At 66.7% G+C, this 22614-nt stretch carries 14 protein-coding genes; 7 read left to right on the forward strand and 7 right to left on the reverse strand.

Annotated elements, in window-relative coordinates; translation table 11 throughout:
* Nucleotides 1–121 precede the first annotated feature (121 nt).
* The gene (locus tag KW824_RS01945) at nucleotides 122–583 is read left to right on the forward strand and encodes a DUF2919 domain-containing protein (RefSeq protein WP_042648660.1); all 462 of its coding nucleotides are present in this window, start codon (nucleotides 122–124) and stop codon (nucleotides 581–583) included.
* A gap of 18 nt (nucleotides 584–601) precedes the next feature.
* On the opposite strand, the gene KW824_RS01950 is transcribed toward KW824_RS01945, so the two are convergent.
* The gene (locus KW824_RS01950; RefSeq protein WP_218408728.1) at nucleotides 602–1354 is read right to left on the reverse strand and encodes a hypothetical protein; all 753 of its coding nucleotides are present in this window, start codon (nucleotides 1352–1354) and stop codon (nucleotides 602–604) included.
* 262 nt (nucleotides 1355–1616) lie between these two features.
* On the opposite strand from KW824_RS01950, the gene KW824_RS01955 reads away from it, so the two are divergent.
* The 5 genes from KW824_RS01955 to KW824_RS01975 all read left to right on the forward strand — a co-directional run bounded on the left by KW824_RS01955 (nucleotide 1617) and on the right by KW824_RS01975 (nucleotide 7908).
* Nucleotides 1617–2852, forward strand: coding sequence for an MFS transporter (locus KW824_RS01955; protein WP_218408729.1), 1236 nt, complete (start codon nucleotides 1617–1619; stop codon nucleotides 2850–2852).
* A gap of 58 nt (nucleotides 2853–2910) precedes the next feature.
* Nucleotides 2911–4884: a siderophore amonabactin TonB-dependent receptor gene (locus tag KW824_RS01960; protein WP_218408730.1), complete on the forward strand. Its 1974-nt coding sequence runs from the start codon at nucleotides 2911–2913 to the stop codon at nucleotides 4882–4884.
* A gap of 75 nt (nucleotides 4885–4959) precedes the next feature.
* Nucleotides 4960–5976: an amonabactin ABC transporter permease subunit 2 gene (locus KW824_RS01965; RefSeq protein WP_043132296.1), complete on the forward strand. Its 1017-nt coding sequence runs from the start codon at nucleotides 4960–4962 to the stop codon at nucleotides 5974–5976.
* An 11-nt stretch (nucleotides 5977–5987) separates the two neighbouring features.
* Nucleotides 5988–7070, forward strand: coding sequence for an amonabactin ABC transporter permease subunit 1 (locus KW824_RS01970; protein ID WP_218408731.1), 1083 nt, complete (start codon nucleotides 5988–5990; stop codon nucleotides 7068–7070).
* Between the two features lie 43 nt (nucleotides 7071–7113).
* Complete coding sequence (locus KW824_RS01975) at nucleotides 7114–7908, forward strand: amonabactin ABC transporter ATP-binding protein (protein ID WP_041205522.1); 795 nt, start codon at nucleotides 7114–7116, stop codon at nucleotides 7906–7908.
* Nucleotides 7909–7966: 58 nt separating this feature from the next.
* Here the strand turns inward: KW824_RS01975 and KW824_RS01980 are convergent, their stop codons facing one another.
* Nucleotides 7967–8692, reverse strand: coding sequence for a 4'-phosphopantetheinyl transferase (locus KW824_RS01980; RefSeq protein ID WP_218408732.1), 726 nt, complete (start codon nucleotides 8690–8692; stop codon nucleotides 7967–7969).
* Between the two features lie 206 nt (nucleotides 8693–8898).
* Between KW824_RS01980 and KW824_RS01985 the strand changes: the two genes are divergently transcribed.
* Nucleotides 8899–9837 (forward strand): iron-siderophore ABC transporter substrate-binding protein, encoded by a 939-nt coding sequence (locus KW824_RS01985; protein WP_218408733.1) that lies wholly within the window; start codon nucleotides 8899–8901, stop codon nucleotides 9835–9837.
* Between the two features lie 83 nt (nucleotides 9838–9920).
* Here the strand turns inward: KW824_RS01985 and amoH are convergent, their stop codons facing one another.
* Genes amoH through amoB form a run of 5 tightly spaced genes read right to left on the reverse strand, consistent with a single transcriptional unit; the run spans nucleotide 9921 to nucleotide 22606 of the window.
* Nucleotides 9921–11483 carry an amonabactin biosynthesis glycine adenylation protein AmoH gene (gene amoH / locus KW824_RS01990; protein ID WP_218408734.1) on the reverse strand — a complete coding sequence of 521 codons (1563 nt, stop codon included), beginning with the start codon at nucleotides 11481–11483 and terminating at the stop codon, nucleotides 9921–9923.
* Nucleotides 11480–17779 carry an amonabactin biosynthesis non-ribosomal peptide synthetase AmoG gene (gene amoG, locus KW824_RS01995; protein ID WP_218408735.1) on the reverse strand — a complete coding sequence of 2100 codons (6300 nt, stop codon included), beginning with the start codon at nucleotides 17777–17779 and terminating at the stop codon, nucleotides 11480–11482. Before amoG ends, amoH begins: the two co-directional genes overlap by 4 nt.
* Before the next feature lie 14 nt (nucleotides 17780–17793).
* A complete protein-coding gene (gene amoA, locus KW824_RS02000) occupies nucleotides 17794–18543 on the reverse strand; it encodes an amonabactin biosynthesis protein AmoA (protein WP_218408736.1) in 750 nt (249 codons plus the stop codon).
* A 20-nt stretch (nucleotides 18544–18563) separates the two neighbouring features.
* Entirely contained in the window at nucleotides 18564–21677 is a 3114-nt protein-coding gene (amoF, locus tag KW824_RS02005) for an amonabactin biosynthesis non-ribosomal peptide synthetase AmoF (RefSeq protein WP_218408737.1), read from the reverse strand.
* Nucleotides 21674–22606: an amonabactin biosynthesis bifunctional protein AmoB gene (gene amoB / locus KW824_RS02010; protein ID WP_218408738.1), complete on the reverse strand. Its 933-nt coding sequence runs from the start codon at nucleotides 22604–22606 to the stop codon at nucleotides 21674–21676. The genes amoF and amoB overlap by 4 nt, the downstream gene beginning before the upstream one ends.
* Nucleotides 22607–22614 lie beyond the last annotated feature (8 nt).

The raw sequence follows: 22614 nt of genomic DNA on the forward strand, positions 1-22614 counted from the left end.
CGTCAGACAAGCTGCACAGAGATTGGGGGGCATGGCCCCCCGATTAATTCCCCCGCCTTGCAAAGGGCAGCCCCCCGCCCCATATCCCCTGCATCAATAGTTCAACCCCGGAACGGGCCTTATGACCCTCTACCCCGAACATCGCTATGACGATCATGGCCAGCTGCGCCCGCCGCTCTGGTTTTGGCCCATCGCCCTCTTGCTGACCCGCTCGGTCTGGCTGTTTCTGATGGCCGGCGTCACCCGGGAGAGCGGCAGCGCCATCCTGACCCTCTTCTATCCGGACAAGATGAGCCTCTATCTCGGCCTGCTGACGGATGTGCCCGCCATGCTGGCGCTGCTGGCCTGCGGCGGCACCTATCAGCAGACTCAAAGCATTCGCGCCAGACTCAGGCGCCACAGCCGGGGCCTGTTGCTCTGCTCCACCGCGAGCGGTCTGGTGATGCAGCTGCACAGCCTCAATCTGCAAGCGTGGTCGTTCAGCTGGCCCACCGCCCTGGTGCTGGTCGCCAGCCTCTGGGCGCTCTGGTATCTGCTCAAGAGCCGTCAGTTACGGGACTACACCCGGGATCAACCCCATTAATGACCACCCTCGTCCGCCTCATTGACGCATGACCCGGATCTGCAGGGTCTGACGTTCGCTGCCGCTCGCCACCCCGAGCTGTGACGGATTGGATAGCGCGGCCCCCTGACCCTCCTGACTGGTGGAGAGCTCCCCCACCGTCAGCCACTGACCCGGGGCGCCGCTCACCTCGGTGGCGCTCTGCCCGGTCTTGATGTCTCCCCGCTCCAGCCTGGCCTGCTCGCTGCTGAGCGCTATCTGTACCCTGTCCCCTATCAGGGTGGCGGTGGCGTAGAGGCCGTTCATCAGCGGCATCATGCCCACCACCCGGCCTCCCTGCCAGCGATAGAAGGTGACCGGCTGATAGGAGCCCATCTGCAGCAGAACGGGCCGCCCCGAGAGGCCGCGTACCTGCCAGTTGTCCTGCTGGGTGCGCTGGTAATCCTCGGCCCCCCCCTCCACCAGCCAGCGCCGTTTGGCGTTGTCATTGCCGATGCCGATTCCCGCCTGCCGGCTGCTGGACGCCCCCGCTACCCGCCACTCGATGAGCAGGCTCTGGGGCGGCTGGTTGAGCTGATCCAGGGTGATCTGAGCCTCCTGCAACTGGGCAGGAGTCCCGCTCAGCACCAGTTGGTTACCCATGGCACTCACCCCTAGCGCCGGGTATATCTCCTTCAGGGTTCGCACCATCCCCTCTGCCTCAAACACCGGGATGACTTTCACCTCGGCCCGCAGCGGCAAGGCCCAGAGTCCACAGCACCCGAGCACCCAATACCATCGCCAACTTCTCATCGTCGCCTCCACATCAGTTTTTTTCCCACAGCCTCTCTTGCATCACCTTGCCATCATGGGCCATGGCGCCCCGATTGCAATGGCAAGGGGCAAGCTGCCTGGCTCAGGACGGTATCATGAAGGTCCTTATCCGGCTCGCTTTCGAGCCCAAATAAAAGACTCATTGAGAGACCACTCAATACAAATAAAAATGGTTATCATTTGTTGTCACGACAATATCCCTCGGATACAATTCGGACTCATTTTTTCGAGTCAGCCTCTGATGAAGCCAGAACCTGTCGTCTCCTCCCCTGCTGCCATCCATCTGGCCCTGCTGATCAACATGCTCTCCATGGGCAGCATGATGATGGTGATGCCGCTCGGGCCCGATCTGGTGACCAGCCTCGGCATGGCCCCGGAGCAGACCGGTTACTTCAGCGGCGGCGCCACCCTGGGAGCCGCCCTGACGGGGCTCCTTGCTGCCCCCTGGCTGGATCGGGTCAATCGCAAACCCGCCCTGCTGGTGCTGCTCACCTTGCGTTTTCTGCTGCTGATGGCCTGTGCCCTGGTGCAAGACAGCCAGCAACTGCTGCTGCTCTTCATCCTGTCCGGCTGCGTGGCCGGGCCCCTTGCCGCCATTCTGATGGCCTCCGTGCTGGATCTGGTGCCACCAAGCGATCGCGGACGCCGCCTCGCCTACGTGGGCATGGCATTCTCCCTGGCCGCCATCCTGGTGGTGCCCGTCGCCCTGGTTCTGGCCCAGTGGCTCGGCTGGCAGAGCCCCTTCCTGCTGTTTGGCGCCAGCGGTCTGCTGCTGGCGCTGATCTGCGCCCGCCTGCTGCCCTCGCTACCGGTCAGCCGCGCCCCGCAGGGCCAGGGGCTGCGCCAGTTGCTGGGGTCGCCGCTCTGTCAGGGGGCCCTGTGCATCCTCTGCCTGCAGATGTTCGGCCACTTCCTGCTGATCCCGCACTTTGCAAACTACTTCCAGTTCAACCTCGGTTTCCCGCGCCAGCAGATCGCCGCCCTCTATCTGTGCGGCGGCCTCGCCAGCATGGCCACCATGCGCCTGTGCGGCGGCTGGATAGACCAGGGCCGCGCCCAGGGCGCCATCTTGCTCACCAGCCTGCTGCTGGCCCTGGTCACCCTGCTCGGCTTCGCCCTGCCGGTCGGCCTGCCCGTCTACCTGCTATTCACCCTCTTCATGGCCCTGAGCTCGGCCCGCGCCAGCACCACCCTTGCGGTCACCGCCGCCATTCCGGCCCCCCATCAGCGCGCCGCCTTCATGTCCTTCCAGGGCACTGTCACCAATGTGGCGGCCGGGGTCGGCAGCCTGCTCTCCGCCAGATACCTGGTCTCCGACGAGGGAGGCGCATTGCACGGTTTCTCCACCCTGGCCTGGATCAACATCGGCTGCGGCCTCCTGGCCTGCACCGGCGTCTGGTTCCTCATCCGGGGACTGAAGAGCACAAGAGATAACAATAATCCTGCCTCTGGTACTGCCAGACAAGGAAGTCAGTGAGCATTTGGGCCCACCGCGCCCTACCCCATAACCTCTGTTTATTCATGGAGTTTTGACAATGCAGTTGCAGCATGGCGTATTTCGTTTGAACCCGATTTTGCTCTCCCTCGGCCTGCTGGCCGTACCGGGCCTGGCCCAGGCAGAGTCGGTCAAGGCCAACGAGACCATGGTGGTCACCGCCACCCAGACCAGGCACACCGAGCTGTCCGCCCCGGCCAGCGTCTCGGTGGTGACCCGTGCCGATCTGGACAAGATGAACGTCAACAACATCGGCGATGCCCTCAAGCACGTGCCGGGCGTCAACATCGTCTCCACCAACCCCACCGGCCGCAACGAGATCAAGATCCGTGGCATGGGGGGTGACTACACCCTGCTGCTGATCAACGGCAAACGGGTCAACGCCCGCGAGACCCTGGGCAGCGCCTACGGTAACGACTTCGACCTGAGCTCCATCCCCATGGCCGCCATCGAGCGCATCGAGGTGATCCGTGGTCCCGTCTCCTCCCTGTACGGGGCCGATGCCCTGGGGGGTGTGGTCAACGTGATCCTGCGCCAGGCCAAGGAGAAGACAGAGGCTGCCGTCGGCTACACCCACAGCATGCCCACCAAGGGGGAAGGCGGCGATGCCAACCAGGGCAGTGCCTATGTCTCCGGCGCCCTGATCGACAACAAGCTGCTGGGCAGCGTGGTGGTGGAAGGCTATCAGCGCGACAACTGGAAGAGCGATCAGTCCAACAACCCGGACGCCGATGCCCTGGAGAAGCGTGAAGTGGTCAACGTGCTGACCAGCCTGAAGTGGCTGGTGGCGGACAACCAGGACATCGACTTCGATCTGGGTTACAACCAGAACGACATGGACAGCTACTTCAACAACGTGCCCCGCGCCCCGACCGCACCGGCCACCCCCCACAACGTGCAGAATCTGGATCGCCTGAGCCTGGGGCTGACCCACAACGGCCGTTGGGAGCACTTCGACAGCCGCGCTCGTTACTACTTCGAGCAGATCGATCTGATGGATGACTCCCAGCTCAATGGCGGCGCCGCCGACATCACCCAGACCAACAACACGGTGGACGGTCAGGTCAGCGGTTACCTGGGAGATCACCTGCTCACCTCAGGCGCCGAGCTGCGCAAGACCGAGCTGGAGCACAGCCGCAACATCGCCAATGGCAGCGTGGATGCGACCCAGAGCGCCGTCTACCTGCAGGACGAGTTCGGCTTCGGCGATCTGGCCCTGACCCTCTCCGGTCGTCTGGATCACCACGAGACCTATGGCACCGAGTTCAGCCCGCGCGCCTACGCCCTCTACACCCTGACCGACGAGTGGGTGATCAAGGGTGGCGCCGGCAAGGCGTTCAAGGCCCCGACCCTGGCCCAGTCCAGCGAAGGCTTCTCCACCACCGCCTGCCGCGGCGCCTGCCAGGTCATCGGCAACCCGGATCTGAAGCCGGAAACCGCCGTCAGCTACGAGCTGGGCACCGCCTACGAGGCCGCGCGCTTCGGCGCCGGGGTGACCGGCTTCCACAACGAGATCGAGGATCTGATCCAGAGCGATCAGTGGGGTCCGGGCTACCGTCCGACCGTGATGACCTACCTCAACGTCAAGGAGGCCCGCATCAAGGGTCTGGAGCTGACCGGCTGGGTCGACGTGCTGGACAACGTCAAGCTGACCGGCAACTTCACCCTGCTGGACTCCGAGGACAGGAGCACAGGGGATGATCTGGCCAAGACCCCGGATCACACCGGCAACCTCGGCCTGGACTGGCAGGCGAGCGAGCTCGTCAGCGCCAACCTGGCCTGGCAATATGTCGGCAGCCAGGTGATCAAGGTGCCGGCCCGCAACTCCCAGGCGTTCACCTCCAAGCACTACCAGACCCTGGACGTGAACACCAACTGGACCGTCACCCCGGCGCTGGACTTCAAGCTCGGCATCACCAACCTCACCAACACCCAGCGTGACGAGGTGGCCACCGACGCCGACTTCATCCTGGAAGGACGCACCGTCTACGCCGGTGTCGATTACAAGCTGTAAGCTCTCCCTGCGGGAGCCCCGAGATCGGGGCTCCCTTTTTGCGTTTCTACTGCCCCGTATCAAAGGAGTTGTTGCGTGCTCAGATACCAAGCACAGCTGTTCTGGCTCGGAGTGCTGCTCCTCTTGCTGCTGATTTCTCTGTCACTGGCCACAGGTGCCGGTGTCTATGGTGGCCGCGAGGTCGCCGGTTTCCTGATGGGCGATCCCGCCTTCCTGGCCGATGAAAAACTCGCCATGATAGTCAATACCCTGCGCCTGCCCCGCACCCTGGCGGCCCTGGTGGTGGGGGTCTGTCTCGCGCTCGCCGCCTCCATGCTGCAAAGCGCCACCCGCAATCCCCTGGCCGAACCCGGCCTGCTCGGGGTCAACGCCGGCGCCGTCTTCGCCCTGGTGATAGGCCTCACCTGGTTTGGCGTCGAATCCGCCTACGGTTACCTGCTCTGGTCCGGCATGGGGGCCCTGCTTGGCAACCTCATCGTGCTCGGCCTCGGTCTCATGGTGGGGCGCTCCAATCCCCTCAAGCTCATCCTGGTGGGGGTCGCCCTCTCCGCCACCTTCGGCGGCCTCTCCAATTTCCTGTTGCTCTCCAACCGGGTGGTGCTGGAGCAGTTCCGCTTCTGGAACCTAGGATCCCTTGCCGCCTCCAGCCTGGAGTCCGTGCTGACGGTCACCCCCTTCGCGCTGGCCGCCCTGCTGCTGACCCTGGCGCTCTGCCGCCAGCTCACCCTGATGCAGATGGGGGACAACCAGGCCCAGGCGCTCGGCATCCGGCCGACCCGGGTGCGCATCGGCGTGCTGCTGGCCGCCACTCTGTTCACCGCCTGCGCCATCGCCATCGCCGGGCCCATCGGCTTCGTTGGCTTCCTGGCCGCCTACTGCGCCCGCCTGGTGGAGCCGGTGCGCCTCGCCATCCAGGTGCGCTTCTCCGCCCTGTTCGGGGTGCTGTTCCTGCTCGGGGCCGACATACTGGCGCGCTGGCTGCTGCAGCCGTTCGAGCTGCCCAACGGCGTCATTCTGGCGCTGATCGGCGCCCCCGTGCTCATCCTGGTGGTGCGCAGCGGAGGCTTCCGCTCCCTGCTGGCCGTCAAATAAGGTGCCCTCCCATGAACAACCCCACGAATGACACCCTGACGGGCTCCCTGCCCGGGACCCTGGTCCCCACCGGCACCCTGCGCCTGCGCCTCGGCCGCCGCACCCTGCTGCTGGAGCGCCGCGCCTGGCTCGTCACCCTGGCGCTGGTGCTCGCCCTCACCCTGCTCTCCCTGCTGGCCCTGACCCTGGGCTCAGGCAAGATCACCATGCCGGGAGTGATCCAGACACTGCTTGGAGAGGGGAGCCGACTCGACCAGGTGACAGTGTTCAAGATCCGGCTGCCGCGCATCGTCGCCGTGCTGGTGGCCGGCGCCGCCATGGGCCTCTCAGGTTGCCTGGTGCAGACCCTGGTCCGCAACCGCCTCGCCACCCCGGACATGATAGGGGTCAACGAGGGGGCGTCCCTTGCCATCATCATCTTCTCCCTCTACCTGACCCTCGGCAGCTGGCCCTGGTGGGCCGCCCCCTTCGGCGCCCTGTTTGCCGCCGCCGTGCTCTATGCCCTGTGCAACAAGCCGGGGGAGCAGGGCTACCTGTTCGTGGTGATCGGCATCGGCGTCTCCGAGCTGATGAACGCCATCGGCCAGTTCGCCATGTCCACCCAGTCCCTGGTGCACCTCACCAGCCTTTATCTCTGGAACATGGGCAACTTCGTCGGCCAGGGCTACGGCACTGTGCTGCCGGTGGGGATACTGATCCTGCTGGTCTGCCCCTGGGTCGTCTATCTCTCCCGCGCCCTCGGCGTGCTGCGCCTCGGCCCCGTCACCGCCAAAACCCTGGGGGTGAACGTGAACCGGGTGCAGCTCGGGGTGCTGGCCCAGGCCATCATAGTTGCGGCCCTTGGCACCGCCATCGGCGGCCCCGTGGTCTTCATCGCCATGGCGGCCCCCATTCTCGCCTCCTGGCTCTCCCGGGATCGCATAGTGCCGCTCTGGATTGCGGCCCTGTGCGGCGCCCTGATGCTGCTCGCCAGCGACACCCTGGTGCGGTTACTGGCCAGCCCCCACGAGGTGGCCACCGGCATCATGACCCGCATTCTCGGCGGCCTGCTGCTGCTGTTCATCCTGATCAAAGACAGACAACGGGCGGACTGACCATGCCCTTCATCCATTTCCAAGACAGACCGAGGGCCGCCTGATGACGCTCACCGTGAATCGACTCCATTTCGGCTATCAGCACAAGGCCATCTTCAAGGAGATCTCCCTCTCCATCCCCCAGGGCAAGCTGGTGGGCATCGTCGGCCCCAACGGGGGCGGCAAGTCCACCCTGCTCAAACTGCTGGCTGGCCAGGAGCAGCCCCAGTCCGGGGAGATACTGCTCAAGGGCAAGCCCCTGGGGAGCTATGGCATGAAGGCCCTGGCCCGGGAGCTGGCCTACCTGCCCCAGCGCCCCCTGGTGCCGCCCGGCATCCGGGTCGAACAGCTGGTGCAGTACGGCCGCCATCCCCATCAGGGCTGGTTCACCCAGTGGAGCGAGGAGGACGCCCGCATGGTGGGCTGGGCCAGGGAGCGGATGCAGCTCGATGCCATCTGGCAGCAGAGCGCCAGCTCCCTCTCCGGCGGCCAGGCCCAGCGGGTGTGGCTCGCCATGGTGCTGGCCCAGGATGCGGATCTCATCTTGCTGGACGAGCCCACCAGCGCCCTGGACATAGGCCACCAGACCGAGGTGATGGAGGCCATCCACAGGGTCGCCGCCGAGGGCAAGACGGTGCTCATCGTCATCCACGATCTCGCCACCGCTGCCCGCTACTGCGACGAGCTGATTGCCCTGGGGGATGGCGGCATCCAGGCCATGGGCCCGGCCCGGGAGGTGGTGACCAAGTCCCTCATCGATCGGCTCTACCAGACAGATGTGGACATACTGCACGCCCCCGGCGACGGTGCCCCCGTCATAGTGCCCCGTCGGCGCGTCGACCATGCGCAATCGGCCTGAGCCGGATGGCAAGAAACCGCCTGATGGCGGTTTCTTTGTCTGGGTCGAAGCCTCACTCTCATAGCAACAATGCGGTGAGCACGCCCCCCGGCAGCGGCTGCCAGTGCAGGGTGCAGCGCCAGCCGGCCGGCAGGGTCGGCGTCAGCGGGACCTTCAGCTCGAGGGTGAGGCTCTGGGCCGTCATCCCCAGCCAGCGGGCATCGAGAAAGTCGAAGTAGCGCCCCACCCTGGGATGGAGCGCCTTGAACAGGCTCTCCTTGGCGGAAAACACCAGGGTCAGCCCTCTGGCCCTGTCCAGCCCGAACGCGCGGGCCCCGCCCTCCAGTCGCCCCCACTCATCCTCATCGACGATGCCGGGCCAGAGCTGACTCCCCTGCTCCGGCCCCAGCCAGGCCTCCAGATCCAGCCCCATTCCCCCCTGTGCGGGGCGCACCCCACAGAGCGCCACCCCCAGCCCCGCCAGCTGACTGTGGCTGATGCTCCCCTCCATTCCCGCAGGCCACAGGGGCTCGCGGGCGCTCCCGATGGCCACCCCCTTCCCCGCAAGGCCAAAGGGGCGCAGGGCCTCGCGGGCCGCGAGGCGCCCCGCCAGAAACTCCCCCAGCCGCTTGGGGGCCGCACGCTCCAGGCTGGCGGGCAGCGCCATGTCGTGGGCCGCGAAGCAGGCGGGGGTAAAGGCGGCGGCATCGAAGCAGATGCGATGCAGGGTCAAGGGGGACGTACCCGGCAGCAGCAGGTGATCCCGTTGCAAAAGGAAGGCGGTGAGAGGGGATAAGGGGGGCATCTGGGCTCCTTGCAATGGCGCCTCATGGTAACAAAACCCCCAGGGCAGACACCACAAATACAAATGACAATGTTTCTCACTTGCGCTTCTGTGGTAGCATGTCCCCGCCCATTTGGACCCCGGTTTCAGGCTGGCAGGCACGACCAACAGGGGCTGCCCTGCATGGGCCAAGAGTGCCGCCGATTTCACCCATTAAGGATGTAACCATGAAGATCTTCTCCCCCCTGGCCGCCGCGCTCATGCTGGCCAGTCTGGTCGGCTTTCAGGCCCAGGCAGGCACCCGCCAGGTACTCGATGCCAACGGCCAGACCCACACTGTCCCCGATGCGCCCCGGCGCGTCGTGGTGTTGAGTGAGCTTGACCTCGACAGCGCCCTGACCCTGGGGGTGCAACCGGTCGGCACAGTCAACGGCCGCGGCCAGTCCACCCTGCCCCGCTATCTGCTGGACAAGGCGGGCAAGGAGATCGCCGTGGTCGGGGATCTGGACAACCCCAATCTGGAGAAGCTGATAGACCTCGAACCGGATCTCATCCTCACCGGCCAGACCAAGCCAGAGCTGCTGGCCCTGCTGCAGGAGATAGCCCCCACAGTGGTCACCGGCAATTGGGGCGAGCCCTGGAAAACCGTGTTCAACCGCAGCGCCAATGTGATGAACAAGGAGGCCGAGGCCAAGGCCTTCCTCGCCCGCTATGACGCCCGCCTGGCAGAGGCCCGCAGCAAGCTCGCCAAGCACCAGGGGGAGCAGGTGAGCATAGTGCGCTGGAACCCCAAGGGGCCTAGCTACATGCACGGCGGCACCTTCGCCAGCAGCGTGGTCACCGAGATGGGGCTGGCTCGCCCTGCCCACCAGATCGGCGACAAGAGCCCCCACTCCCCGGCTCTGAGTCTCGAATCCCTCAACCTGCTGGACGGTGACTGGCTGGTGGTCGGCACCCTGAGCACCAGCGGCGATGCGGTGGATGCCATGAAGCAGGCCGAGCAGACCCCGGCCTTCCAGCAGCTTGGCGCCATCAAGGGCAAGCGCTTCGGCGCCGTGGACGGGTCGCTCTGGACCTCCACCGGCGGGCCCCAGGCGGCGCTCAAGGTGATCGACGACGTCGAGCAGCTGCTCACCAAGCCGGACGCGGCCCCCATCGCGCACTGATCCCCATCTCGGTTGACTGCCAACAAGAAGCCCGCATCATGCGGGCTTTTTTGTTTATCAACGCTTGCGAGCAACGGGCAATGCTACTCCGGCAGGGGCAGCGCCTTTCTATCGAGCTTGCCGCTGCCGGTCTTGGGCAGGGCATCCAGCAGGATAAGTCGCGCTGGCACCATGTAGTGAGGGAGCGTCGCCTGCAACCCCTTGCGCAGGGCCAGGCGATGGAGGGTCACCCCGCTTTTCGCCTCCACGTAGCCCACCAGCATGGCCTCGTCCCCCTCGCCAAAGAGGCGCACCGCCGCCTCCTGCACCCCGGCCTGGCGGCGCAGTCCCGCCTCCACCTCCCCGAGCTCGATGCGAAAGCCCCGCAGCTTGACCTGATCGTCGCGCCGACCCAGATAGAGGAAACGGTCCGTCCCCAGCCGCCTCACCCGATCACCGGTGCGATAGAGGCGATGGGTGGCAAGGCGCAGGAAGGCGGCGCTGGTCAAGGCCGGCTTGCGCCAGTACCCCTCGCACAGGGCCGGGCTCTCGATGCAGAGCTCACCGACCTCCCCTTCCTGCACCTGCTGCCCCGCCTCATCCAGCACCCAGTGGCGATAGCCGGGCAGGCTGTGGCTGATGGTGATCCGGCCATCAGTCGGTGGCCAGTGCACCTCGCTCACCAGGGACCAGACGGTGGCCTCGGTGGGCCCGTAGCAGTTCCACAGTCGCCGGGTGCGGGCACAGAGCTGCTCGGCCAGGCCTGGGTCCAGCGCCTCGCCGCCGCACAGGGCGGTGAGGGTATCGCGCCCCTGCCAGCCGGCCTTGAGCAGCATGCGCCAGCAGGCCGGGGTGGCCTGCAGCCAGTTGATGGAGGGGTCGCCCTCGAGCAGCGCCAGCATCCCCAGCGGATCCTTGTTGTGCTCGCCGCCGGCCACCGTCAACCGGCCCCCGCCCCAGAGCGGCCCCAGCATCTCCAGCAGGGAGATGTCGAAGGCCGGGGTGGTGATAAAGAGCCAGTGGCAGCCAGGTGAAAGCCCGAGCCGCTCGCGGATCCCGTCGAGGAAGCAGAGCAGGGCCCGGCGGCTGATGACCACCCCCTTGGGCTCGCCGGTGGAGCCCGAGGTGAACATCATGTAGGCGGCCAGGGCGTCATCCACCTGGTGCCAGGAGACGGGCCCTGCCGCTGCCGGCCCATCGAGGGTGCGCAGCGGACAGCCGAAGGCGGGAGCCGGTCTGTCGCCGTCGCAGATCACCGCCGACAGGCGCGCCTGACGGGCGATCCCCTGCAGCCGCTCCACCGGAAAGTCCGGCTCAAGGGGCACGAAGGTGAGACCGAGGCGCAGGCAGGCCAGCAGGCTGGCCACCAGATCCGGGCTGCGGGAGAGATAGAGACCGACCCGCTCCCCCACCGCCAGTCCCTGCAATCGGGCGGCAATCTCGCCGACCCTGGCATTGAGCGCGCCGTAGCTGAGCCACTGCCCTGTGATTGCACCGTCACGGCTCTCTGCCATGTCCACACTCATGCCCACGCCCATACGGATGGCGGGAGCCAGCGGGGTGGCGGCCAGACAGGCCGCCAGCCGCGCGCCCAGGTTGGCCGCCCCCTCACGGGGGGCAGGCCGGGTTTGCACGAGCGGAGCCTCATGCTTGATGGTCACTGTCATAGCGCGGCCTCCGTTTGGCGCACCAGCCAGTGCCGATAGAGCCGGCTGGGGGATGGGTGGGCCTTGAGGGTCTGCAGGGTAAGCGGCGCCCGCTCCTGGCCAAACGCCTCATTGAGGGCCACCAGCAGGGCGATCTGCTGCACCGAATCCACCCCGAGTTCACACAGGGTCTGCTGCCAGATGCCGGGTACGCCGCACTGGCGCTCCCACAGGGCCACCAGCCTGCGGGCCTCGGCCGGTGGCTGAGCCAGACCGGACTCAGCCCTGGTGACAGTCGATGATGTGGCTGTAGATGGTATGGCAGCTCCTTGTGCTGGGAACGGCGCGGCCGCCGCCACTCTGGCCGGCTGGCCCAGATCCGCCTGCGCCAGCCAGCCAAGCTCGGCCAGCCAGTCGGCCAGCACCGCCTCGGCCTGGGCCTCGGGGATCTGCTCGCCGTCGAACTCGAGGCGCAGCTGGAGCGTCTCGCCCCGGCTGCTGACCACGAGCGACAGAGGCAGCTCCACCTTCTCCACCACGGCGCCAAAGCGCGGCACCAACTGATGGGGCTCGGGGGCGGCAGGGGCCGCGGGCATGGGGTAGTTCTCGAACACGAACAGGCTCTGGAACAGACGCGCCCGGCCTTTGGTCAGCGCCGCCAGCGACTGGGTTCCGTGCTCATTGAGCGCCATCAGGTCAGTCTGCAACCGGGCGATATGCTCGGCCAGGCTCAGCTCGGTGCGCCACGCCAGGGCCAACGGCAGGCTGTTGATGTAGAGCCCGACGCTTGCGGTGATCCCCTCGATGGGATAGTCCCGGCCCGGGGTCACGTTCCCCACCAGGGTGACGGCATCGCCAGAGCGGCATGCCAGCAGACGGTGCCAGGCATATTGGGCCAACAGGCCTGCGGTCACGCCAAGGTCACGGGCCCTGCGCGCGAGCAAGGTCGCCACCTCGGTCGGCAACGATGTGGCGCACACCGCCGGTCGCTGCTGGGTATGGCGCCCGCTTGAGCTAGCGTCCAGCGTCACCCCGAACAGGCAGGCGAGATCGTTAGGCTTTGTTAGCAGCTCGCCACGCCCCTGCCAGTAGGCGTCGGCGCTGCGGGTCTGGCTCACGATATGGCGGCCAAATTCGAGCCAGGCGGTATCCGGATCGCGCTGTGGCAACAGGCCGTTCATCAAAGCCTGATAGCCGCGATGCAGCGCCCCCAGCAACACGGGTCCGCTCCAGCCATCCAGCACGCCGTGATGGGCGCTGAAGACAACCTTGTGGTGATCGGGGGCCAGTTTGAAGCAGGCAAGGCGCAGCAGGGGGGCCTGCTCGAGCGGGATCGGGCGGGCCAGATCCTGCTCACGGTAGGCCTGGATCCGTGCCTCTGCCTCTCCCACCGCATTTCCCACCTCGGACAAGTCCTCATAGTGGAACGGCAGCTCGGCGTGCTTCATGATGCGCTGCAGCGCGACTCCGTCCGTCAGCACCAGTTCGCTGCGAAGGGCCGGCCAGCGGGCGATCTGCCCCTGCCAGGCCTGACGGTAGACCGCCACGTCCAGCGGCTGGTGATAGTCAAACTCGGTCTGCAGGTGATAGGCGTGATCCCGGGGCAGCAGCGCCCTGTGATGGAACATGCTCTGCTGCAAGGAGGTCATGGGCAGCAGGGTCTCCACCTCACGCCCGCTCAGCACCCGATCGAGCGCGGCTTGCGAGAGGCCCAGCCCCGGGAAGTCGCTCGGGGTATGGCGTGGGGCCTTCACCGTGCAGCAGTGTTCCACCAGCGCCGTCAGGTTGTCCGCCAGCCGTGCCATCAGGGCGTCGCTCGCCTGCTGGTTGAGGGCGCCCACCTGGCGCAGGGTGAGGCGGCCATCAAACACGCCACCGTGCAGACTGACCAGCTCGCGCGGCAGGTTGTCAGGGGACGTGGGTGCCCCCGGCGCCAGCGGCAGGGGCTGCCAGGCTTGGCTTGCAACGCCCTGATGGCTGACCCCCAGATAGTTGAAGACGACAAGGGCCTGGGGCAGTGCCCAGCCACGGGGGTGGTGCAGTCGCAGGGCGTTGAAGCCCACCCCCTTGTCCGGCACGGTGCGCAGCTGCTCCTTGGTGGCGCAGACCAGCCCATCCCAGGCCCCGGCATCCTCCAGCGCCAGCGGGTAGGTGCTGGTGAACCAGCCCAGAGTACGGCTCACGTCCAGTTCGGCATCGATGGCCTCACGGCCGTGCCCTTCCAGCATCACGCAGTGACGGCTGCCGTAACCCTGCTCGCTCAGGGTACGGGTCAGTGCCGCCAGCAGCAGGTCGGGCACCCGGGTGAAGTAGGCCTGGTTGGCGGTGTCGATGAGGCGGGCCGTGGTCTCCTGACTCAGTTGCAGCAGGCTGGCGGCGGCGCGACCATCGGCGGCACGTTGCGCCGAAAGCAAGCCTGACTCGCAGCCCTCCCCCTGAGCCAGCCAGAAGCCCATCTGCTCCTCTTCCCGTTTGGCGTAGGCCGCGAGCCCCTCGCCCCACTGGCGATAGCTGCTGCCCTTGGCGGGCAGGGGCTCGCCCCTGCTCACCCGGGCCAGATCCTCGGCCAGAATGCGCCAGGAGACCGCATCGATCACCAGGTGATGGAAGGCGAGGAAGAGCCCCTCCACCGTCTCCCCGTCCACCGTCAAATTGCGCAGGCGGGCCCAGGCCAGGGTATGGCCGCAGGCGGGATCGAGATCCCCCTGCAGTTCGCTCAGGCGGGCCTGCAGCCCGGCCTCATCCAGGCTGCCGGCATCCAGGGTCGGCAGCGGCGGCAATGGCAGTTCGGCCAGATAGTGCTGACCGGTCGGGGTCACCGCCAGGCGCAGGGCGTCGTGGTGCTGGCGCAGGGCACCCAGCCAGCCGCGCAGGGCCTCGTCTTCCACCCCGGCCGGCAGGCGCAGTATCACCCCCTGGTTCCAGTGACCTGGCCTGGCAAAGCCCTGCTCGAAGAACCAGTGCTGGATGGGGTGGAGCGGGAACTCGCCGGTCAGGCTGCCCTGCTCGCTCCTGTGGCTGACCGCCTGCTGCTGGCCGAGCTGGCGGCAGAGGCGGCGCACCGTCTTGGCTTCGAACACGTCCTTCACGCTGCAGTGCAGCCCCGCATCCCGCAACCGGGTGGTGAGCTGGATGCTGAGGATGGAGTCACCGCCTAAGCGGAAGAAATCATCCTCCACCCCGAGCGGCTGCTTGAGCACCCCTTGCCAGATGGCGAGCACGGTCTGCTCCAGTTCGTTTTGCGGCTCGCCCTTGCTCTGCTGCCAGACGATGGCGGGCAGGCGGCGCAAGTCCAGCTTGCAGTTGGGGGTGAGCGGCATCTCGGGCAGCCAGCAGAGGCGCGCCGGCACCATGTATTCGGGCAGGCACTCGCCGGCCCGCTGCAGCAGGGCATCGCCGTCGGGCTCGCTCGCCCCGGCCTGCAAACAGGCATACGCCAGCAGGCGCCCCTCCTGCACCACAACCTTGATCTGACGGATGGCCGGGCACAATTCGGCAAGCCGGGTCTCTATCTCCCCCGGCTCGATGCGATAGCCGCGCAGCTTGATCTGCTCGTCTATCCGGCCCAGATACTGGATGTTGCCGTCGCGGCGCAGCAGGGCCCGATCGCCGGTGCGATAGAGGCGATGGGCACGTTCCGCCAGCGCCAGCTCGATAAAGGCCTCCTGGGTGCGCTCCGGCAGATTGAGGTAGCCGCGGGCCAGCCCCAACCCTGCCAGGCAGAGCTCGCCGGGGACCCCCACCGGGCAGAGGTTGCCCGCCTCGTCCAGGATCAGCGCCTTCAGGTGGTTGACGGGGCGACCGATTGTGATGGGCGCCCCCAGGGTGAGCCGCGCGCAGAGCGCGGTGACGGTGCACTCGGTCGGGCCGTACATGTTGAAGAGGGCCACCCGCTCCCCCCAGCGCTCCACCAGGCTGCTCGGGCACGCCTCGCCGCCAAAGCCGATGGCCTTGAGGGAACCGAGATCCGCCGGTGGCAAAAGGTTGGCAAGCAGGGCCGTCGGCAAAATCATATGGCTGGCGCCTTTGGCCATGGCGGCGGCGATCACCCCCTCGCCCGGCTCGCCGAAGTGCAGGGCCGCGCCGCAGTACAGGGGCAGCAAGCTGGTCATGTTGCCCGCATCAAACGAGAGAGACATGCAGTTGAACATGGCCCCGTTCTGATCAAGGGCGATGCGCTCACCGTGATCCGCCATCAGGTTGACCAGGCTGCCCTGCTCCACCATGACCCCCTTGGGCAGGCCGGTGCTGCCGGAGGTGTAGATGATCTGGGCCAGCATGGCGGCGTCCCGGGGCAGTGCCGGCGTGCTGGTTGGCATCTTGTCCAGCGCCAGCTGGTGCAGGTTGTGGTAACCGGCATCTGTGCCCTTGATGGCCTCGGCAAGCCGGGCATCCGGCTCTCCCCCGAGCACCAGCGCAATACTGGCGTCGCTCAGGATATGGGCCAGCCGCTCGGCGGGATAGGTAGGGTCGAGGGGCACATAAGCCGCCCCCGCCTTCCAGCAGGCGAGCAGGGCGATGACGAAGGCGACATCGCGTCTGGCCTGGATGCCGATGGCGGCGCCCGGGGTGACGCCGCAAGCCAGCAACCAGTGGGCCAGCCGGTTGGCACGCACCTCCAGCTCACCATAGGTCAAAGATTGCGCACCGTCGCTCACCGCCAGCGCGTCCGGCGACTTCCCGGCGCGCCGCTCGATATGACAGAGCAGGGTGTCGCGGCTCGGGTAGTCCTGCGGCAGCTCGGCAAGCTGTGCGGCCATCGCTGCCTGGTCGGTGCCCGCCTCCAGCGGTAGCTGCCAGATGTCGGTCTCGGGGGCCGCCACCACGGCGCGCATCAGGTGCAACAGGCGATCGGCAAGAGCCTGGATGGTCTCTCGCTCGAACAGGGCGGTGGCAAACAGCCAGTCCACCCTGACGGAGTCCATCAGCTCGGTCACCTTCACCGAGATGTCGGTCTTGGCCGGCAGCACAGGCGAGGTCTCCTCCACCAGCTGGCAGCCGGGGATGAGATCGTTGAAGTCCACCTTGGCCTGATAGACCAGCATGATCTGGAAGATGGGGTTGATGGCGGTGGTGCGATCGGCGCCGATGGCCTCGGCCAGCGCCTCGAAGCGGTAGAGCTGGTGATCGAAGGCCGCCAAGTCCTCCTCCCGGCACTGCTGCAGGTAGTCGACAAAGCTGGGCTTGCCACTGAGTTGAGTGCGCAGCACCAGGGTGTTGACGAAAAAGCCCACCAGCGACTCGATCTCGTGGCGTTCGCGATAGGCGAGCGGGGTGCCGATCACCACCTCCTTCTCGCCGCTCTGGCGCACCATCAGCAAGGCAAACAGGGCGTGCAGGCCGATGAAGTTGGAGGTGCTGTGGCGCTGGCAGAGGCGCTTGAAGCTCTCCCACAGCTCATTGTCGATGGTGGAGAAGACCAGCTCGCCGCCGCTGGCCTGATGGGCCGGGCGCGGCTTGTCGAGCGGCAGACCGTGCACCTCGGGGCTGCCACCGAGCCGGTCGACCCAGAACGGCTTGAACTCGGCGTGATAATCGAGAAAGCGCGGCGAGTTGAACCAGCGGGCATAGTCGATGTAGGTGAGCGGCAGCTCGCTCACCTGCAGGGGCTCGCGGTTCTGGTGGGCAAGAAAGGCGCGCTTGAGATCCGCGAACATGTTCTTGACCGACCAGCCGTCGGAGATGATGTGGTGCTGGGTGATCAGCAGCACGTGCTCGCGGCTGCCCAGCCGAATAAGGTGCACCCGGCTGAGATCCCCTTTGGTCAGGGAGAAGGGGCGGCCTATCTCTTCGCGCACCCGGCGGGCCACATAGGCCTCGCGCTCGGCTGCGGGCTCTGCGCTCACGTCCTCGATATGCAGCTTGAAGGGCGTGTGGGGCAGGATCTCCTGCGCCCCCCTGCCCGCCTCGTCCTTGATGAAGCGGGTACGCATGCTGGGGTGGCGGGCAAACAGGTGGTCGAAGGCAAACTCCAGCGCCGCCGTGTCCAGCTCTCCCTTGACGCGAAAATAGACCGGCATGTTGTAGAGGTGGGAGGCCTCCTCGTACTGCTCGATAAACCAGAGCCCGCTCTGGGACGAGGAGAGCGGCCCCTGCCGGGCGCCCTCGGCATCACGTTGCGCAAGAATGGGCGCCTCGAAGGCGGCGCGGGCCATCAGGCAGCGCACCAGCTCATCCTTGTTGGCCTTGATGGTGGCGCCGATGGCCGGCGTTACCGCCTCCTTGCTCGACTGGGAGATAAGCTGGCCCTTGTCGTTCAGAGCCAGCTTGACCCCCTGCCGTTCCAGCTGTTTCAACAGCAAAATCATATTGTTCATCTGTTTCTCAAGCCTCAGGCACTCAGGGTGGCGCCGCCGTCGACGACCAGATCCTGCAGCGTGATGTGGCTGGCCAGATCCGAGGCCAGGAAGAGGACGGTATGGGCGATCTCCGCCGGGGTGGCGATTTTGCGCAGGGGGATACCGAGCTTGAACTGCTCCGGCAGCCCGGCAATGGTGCGGGCCATGGCCTGCTCGCTTGGCAGCATGCCGCGCAGCATGGGGGTATCCGTCGAGCCCGGCGACACCAGGTTGGCGCGCACGCCGAAGGGGGCCAGCTCCAGCCCCACCGTCTGGGTCAGGCTGGTGACCGCCGCCTTGGAGGCGCAATAGGCTGCCATCTGCATGCGCGGTACATGGGCGGCGTTGGAGCCGATGGTGACGATGGCGCCGCGCTGCTGCTCCTTGAAGTGGGGCATCAGGGCCCGCAGCAGGTAGAAGACGCCGCTGGCGTTGACCGTCATGCAGTCGTGCCAGTCGTCATCGCTCAAGGCGTCGGCAGGGCCGAGGCGCAGCACCCCTGCCCCGTTGACCAGCACATCGAGCCCGCCGTCCGCCAGCAGCGCTGCGCAGCAGGCGTTGACCGCCTTCGAATCGCCAATATCGAGCAGCCGGGTGGCATAGGGGTAGTCGGCTTCGGGAAACGCCAGATCCAACCCCACCACGATTGCTCCGGCCGCCACGAACTGCGTCGCCACCTCGCGGCCGATGCCGCGCCCAGCCCCGGTCACCCAGACCCGCTTGCCAGTGAAATCAAAGGTCATTGCTTGTTGCTCCTTGCTCATCACCACACCATCTCCACGCTCTCTTCGTCCTCGGCAAGCAGGCCGTCGAGGAAACGACAGAAGTCGTCGAGGCGCGGGTGATCGAACACGTCGGAGACCTTGACCTGCACCCCGAACTCGGCGCCGAGCCGGTTGACGATCTGGATGGTCTGCAGGGACTGGCCCCCCAGTTCGAAGAAGTTGTCGGCAGGCGCCATGGTGGCGAGCCCCAGGATCTGCTGCCAGATGGCGCCGACCCGGTTCTCGGTCTCGCTGCCCAGGGTCAGGGCTTCGCCGCCCGCCTGGTAGGCGGCCAGCAGAGCCTTGCGATCCAGCTTGTTGGAGCCGGTGCGGGGCAGCTGGTCATAGTGGCGATAGTCGGTGGGGATCATGGCGGCAGGCAGCACCTTGGCCAGCTGCGCCTTGATGACCCGGCTGTCGCGCTCCGGCCCCGCCACGAAGGCCACCAGCCGGCGCACGCTGCCGATGCTCACCCCCTGCACGCAGGCCTCGTCCACCCCCGGCAGGGCCAGCAGCTGGGCCTCCACCTCGCCGGGCTGGATGCGATAGCCGCTTATCTTGAATTCGTTGTCGCGCCGACCGAGGTAGACCAGCCGGCCATCCACCAATCGCACCCGATCGCCGGTGCGGTAGACGGGCATCTGCTCCGCGCCAACCCGCAGGGTGCCGAAACCGCCCTGCGCACTCTGCACATTCGGGCTCTGCGCGCTGCCCACATAGCCGTTGGCCAGCTGCGGGCCGAGCAGCACCAGTTCACCCTCACTGGCGGGTTGCTCCCCCGCCCCCAGAATGAGCGCCTGCATGCCGGGCAGCGGCAGGCCGATGGGCAACTGGGCCTGGCTCGGGTCTTCCTGTTGCAGCTCCTGGGTGGTCACCACCACTGTGGTCTCGGTGGGGCCGTAGGTGTTGAACAGGCGCACATCGGAGCGGCCTTGGCGCTGCCACTGGACCAGCTGCTCGGGGTAGACCGCCTCGCCGCCGATGATGACGGTGGCAAGCCCGGCAGGAATATGGGCCTGACCCGCCGTCAGCGCCACCACCCACTCGTTCCAGAACGCGGTGGGCAGGTCGAGGTGGGTGATCCCCATCTGCTCCACCCCGGCCGCAAAGGCGGGCATGGATTCGAGCAGGGCGTCGGTGCGCAGCACCAGAGTCGCGCCGGCGCTCAAGGTGGCGAACACCTCCTCGATGCTGGCGTCGAAGTTGAAGGGGGCGAATTGCAGCATCCGCGCGTCTTCATCCAGGTGATAACGGCAGCGGGCGGCGGCGGCGAAGTGATCCAGCGCGCCGTGACTGACCGCCACCCCCTTGGGCAGACCGGTGGAGCCCGAGGTGAACATCAGGTAGGCGACGGCGCGGCCGGCGGCCGGCTGGTTGAGCCGATCATCGCTCACCAGATCCCCCGCCAGCAGCGTGCGCCCCTCAAACAGGCTGGCCAGCTTGTGGCGGTACTCGGCCTGGGTGATCAGGGTCTTGACCTCCCCCAGCCGCAGAATATGGCCCTGACGCTCCAGCGGCTGCTCAGGGTCGAGCGGCACGTAGACGGCGCCCGCCAGCAGTACCGCCAGCTGGGCGAAGATGGCCTGGGGGGTGCGGGCCAGCATGACCCCCACCTTGTCGCCGGGGGCGACGCCTGCGGCCTGCAGGGCGGCCGCCATCTGTTCGGCTCTGGCCAGCAGCGCCTCATAGCTGAAGCGGGCCTCTCCCTGCTCCAGCGCGATCTTGTCCGGGGTCTGGGCGGCGAAGTGGCAGAGCGCCTCCAGCACCGGCCGTGCCTTGATCACTTCATGGGCGGGGCCGGCGATCAGGGCTCTGGCCCGCTGCTCGGCCAGCCAGTCGGCTTTGAGCGCTCCCAGGGTCTGGGCGGGCTCGGCCAGCCAGCGGCCCAGCAGGGCAAACAGGGTATCGGCGATGGCAGCCAGATCCCCCTGCTGGTAGCAGCCGGGGTTGGCGTCCAGATCCAGGCGTGGCTGGCCATCGACGCCGACCTGCACCTCGATGGTGAGATCCTCCACCGGGCCGGCGCTGATGTTGAGAATATGGGCAGATAGCGGCCCAAAGCGGCGAGCGTGATCGAATGGCATGATGTTGACCAGCGGGCCGAACAGGCGCTTGTCGCCCCCCACCAGGCCAAGGTCGCGACGCAGCAGTTCGTAGCGGTAGTGCTGGTGTTTGCGCACCCCGCGTTTGGCCTTGGCCACGGCGCCGGCAGCTCCCGCCAGATCCATCCCCTCTTCGAGCTCCAGAGCAAGAGGGGTGATGTTCATCTGCATGCAGGGCACGGTCAACGATGCCGAGCCGATGCGGTTCATCATCATCAGGCCGAGCAGGGTTTGGCGCTGACCACTTGCCAGGGAGAGCTGGGCCGAGAGGCCGGCCAGCAGCAGATCGGGCCAGCCCAGCTTGTGCTCGTCGGCAAAGCCGGTCAGAGATTGCCACAGCGCCGCCGGCAGCGGACGGCTCTCGCGAATAAAGTCGGCGGCAATCGGCGCCCGTAACGACCCAAAGGATGTCACCTCGGGCCAGGCTTGCAGCTGCTCCTGCCAGAAGGCGCGAGCGGCGGCGTTCTTGCCGCTCTGCTCGCGGCTCGCCTCTTCGGCCAGCACCTCCGTCAAAGAGCCGAAGGGGGATGGGGAGTTCATCTCACCGGTCAGCCCCTCTGCATACAGCTCGGCGATGCGCTGGAACAGCAAGGTGGTGCCAAAGCCGTCGAGGGCGATGTGGTGCACGCAGCTGTAGAGATAATCGCGGCCAGGGCCGCGCAGCAGGGCGAAACGGCAGGGCGCCTCTTGGCTCAGCTCGAACGGGCGGCGCAGATCGGCCCAGGCCCAGGCGCGGGCCAGCGTCTCGTCATCGCGCTCAAGGGAGACCTCTGCATAGGCCAGGGGCAGCTCGGCCGGGACGAAGCAGACCGCCTCCTTATCGTCTTCGAAATGGCCCTTGAGCGCCTCGCACTCCCCCACCGCCTTGGCAAGGGCTGCGACCAGCACGGCCGCCTCGACCTTGCCGTCGAAGGCGATGCACTCGGCGGTGTTGAACATCGCCTTGTCGTCGTTGAGCAGATGTCCGGACCAGAGCCCCTGCTGGGGGATGGTCAAGGGGAAGCGGTTCATGGGGTCACCTCGAGCGCCTGGGCTGCCAGCTTGGCCTCGATGAGGCGCCACCAGCCATTGAGGGTCGGCAGCTTGGCGAGATCCACGAAGCCCAGCTCCACCCCGGCGGCGCGCCACTCGGTGAGCAGGGCCATGATCCGCACCGAATCCAGACCGTAGTCGATGAGGTTCTCGTCGGGGTCAAACTCCCCTTCGTCCTCGTCGATGTGGCTCAGCAGCCGCGCCTTGAGCCCCTCATACGTCAGCAACGGATTGGTCAGGAGCGGATTGGTCAGCAACAGATTGCTCTGGGCGGCAGAAGCCGGGGCGAGGGCCAGCACCTCCTCGCAGGGGATCACCTTGCCGCAGCGGGTCGCCACGTAGTCCAGCGCCATCTGGTGGTCGGCCAGGGAGAAGTCCGCCACCCCGTCCGCCAGGAAGAAGGGCTGGATGTCACGCATGAAGGCGTCGCAGGCGGTCATCATGCAGCCGATATGGCCGTAAATGCCGCCGATGATCAGCTGATCCCGCCCCAGCGCTTTGAGCATCTGCTCCAGCTCGGAGCGCTGGAAGGCGCTGTAGCGCCACTTGACCAGCACGGTGTCGTCCCTCTCTGGGCAGAGCGCCGCCACCACCTGCTGCAGCTCGGGGCTCTTGTTGAGACCCGGACCCCACATGTCGCTCAGCAGGGCGCGATCTTCAGGGGATTGATCCTTGGGCTGGGCGGTGTAGAAGACCGGAATGCCGAGGGCCTTGCACTGCTTGCGCACGGCGGCCAGGCGCTCGGTGAGGGCCGCGATCAGCGGGCTGTTTTCGCCATAGAAGGCGGTGAAGTACTCCTGCATGTCGTGGATCAGCAGGGCGGCGCGTTTGGGTTCCAGAGACCAGTTGACCTTGTTGGCCTTCCACTGGCTGGGCATGGCGTAATTGTTCAGGGTTGGGATAGCCATAACGTCAT

The organism is Aeromonas sp. sif0611 (assembly GCF_019218845.1).
Classification (GTDB): domain Bacteria; phylum Pseudomonadota; class Gammaproteobacteria; order Enterobacterales; family Aeromonadaceae; genus Aeromonas; species Aeromonas media.

Coding starts and splice junctions, on each gene's coding strand:
- KW824_RS01945 (WP_042648660.1), top strand. CDS start 122: ATGACCCTCTACCCCGAACATCGCTATGACGATCATGGCCAGCTGCGC.
- KW824_RS01950 (WP_218408728.1), bottom strand. CDS start 1,354: ATGAGAAGTTGGCGATGGTATTGGGTGCTCGGGTGCTGTGGACTCTGG.
- KW824_RS01955 (WP_218408729.1), top strand. CDS start 1,617: ATGAAGCCAGAACCTGTCGTCTCCTCCCCTGCTGCCATCCATCTGGCC.
- KW824_RS01960 (WP_218408730.1), top strand. CDS start 2,911: ATGCAGTTGCAGCATGGCGTATTTCGTTTGAACCCGATTTTGCTCTCC.
- KW824_RS01970 (WP_218408731.1), top strand. CDS start 5,988: ATGAACAACCCCACGAATGACACCCTGACGGGCTCCCTGCCCGGGACC.
- KW824_RS01975 (WP_041205522.1), top strand. CDS start 7,114: ATGACGCTCACCGTGAATCGACTCCATTTCGGCTATCAGCACAAGGCC.
- KW824_RS01980 (WP_218408732.1), bottom strand. CDS start 8,692: ATGCCCCCCTTATCCCCTCTCACCGCCTTCCTTTTGCAACGGGATCAC.
- KW824_RS01985 (WP_218408733.1), top strand. CDS start 8,899: ATGAAGATCTTCTCCCCCCTGGCCGCCGCGCTCATGCTGGCCAGTCTG.
- amoH (WP_218408734.1), bottom strand. CDS start 11,483: ATGACAGTGACCATCAAGCATGAGGCTCCGCTCGTGCAAACCCGGCCT.
- amoG (WP_218408735.1), bottom strand. CDS start 17,779: ATGAACAATATGATTTTGCTGTTGAAACAGCTGGAACGGCAGGGGGTC.
- amoA (WP_218408736.1), bottom strand. CDS start 18,543: ATGACCTTTGATTTCACTGGCAAGCGGGTCTGGGTGACCGGGGCTGGG.
- amoF (WP_218408737.1), bottom strand. CDS start 21,677: ATGAACCGCTTCCCCTTGACCATCCCCCAGCAGGGGCTCTGGTCCGGA.
- amoB (WP_218408738.1), bottom strand. CDS start 22,606: ATGGCTATCCCAACCCTGAACAATTACGCCATGCCCAGCCAGTGGAAG.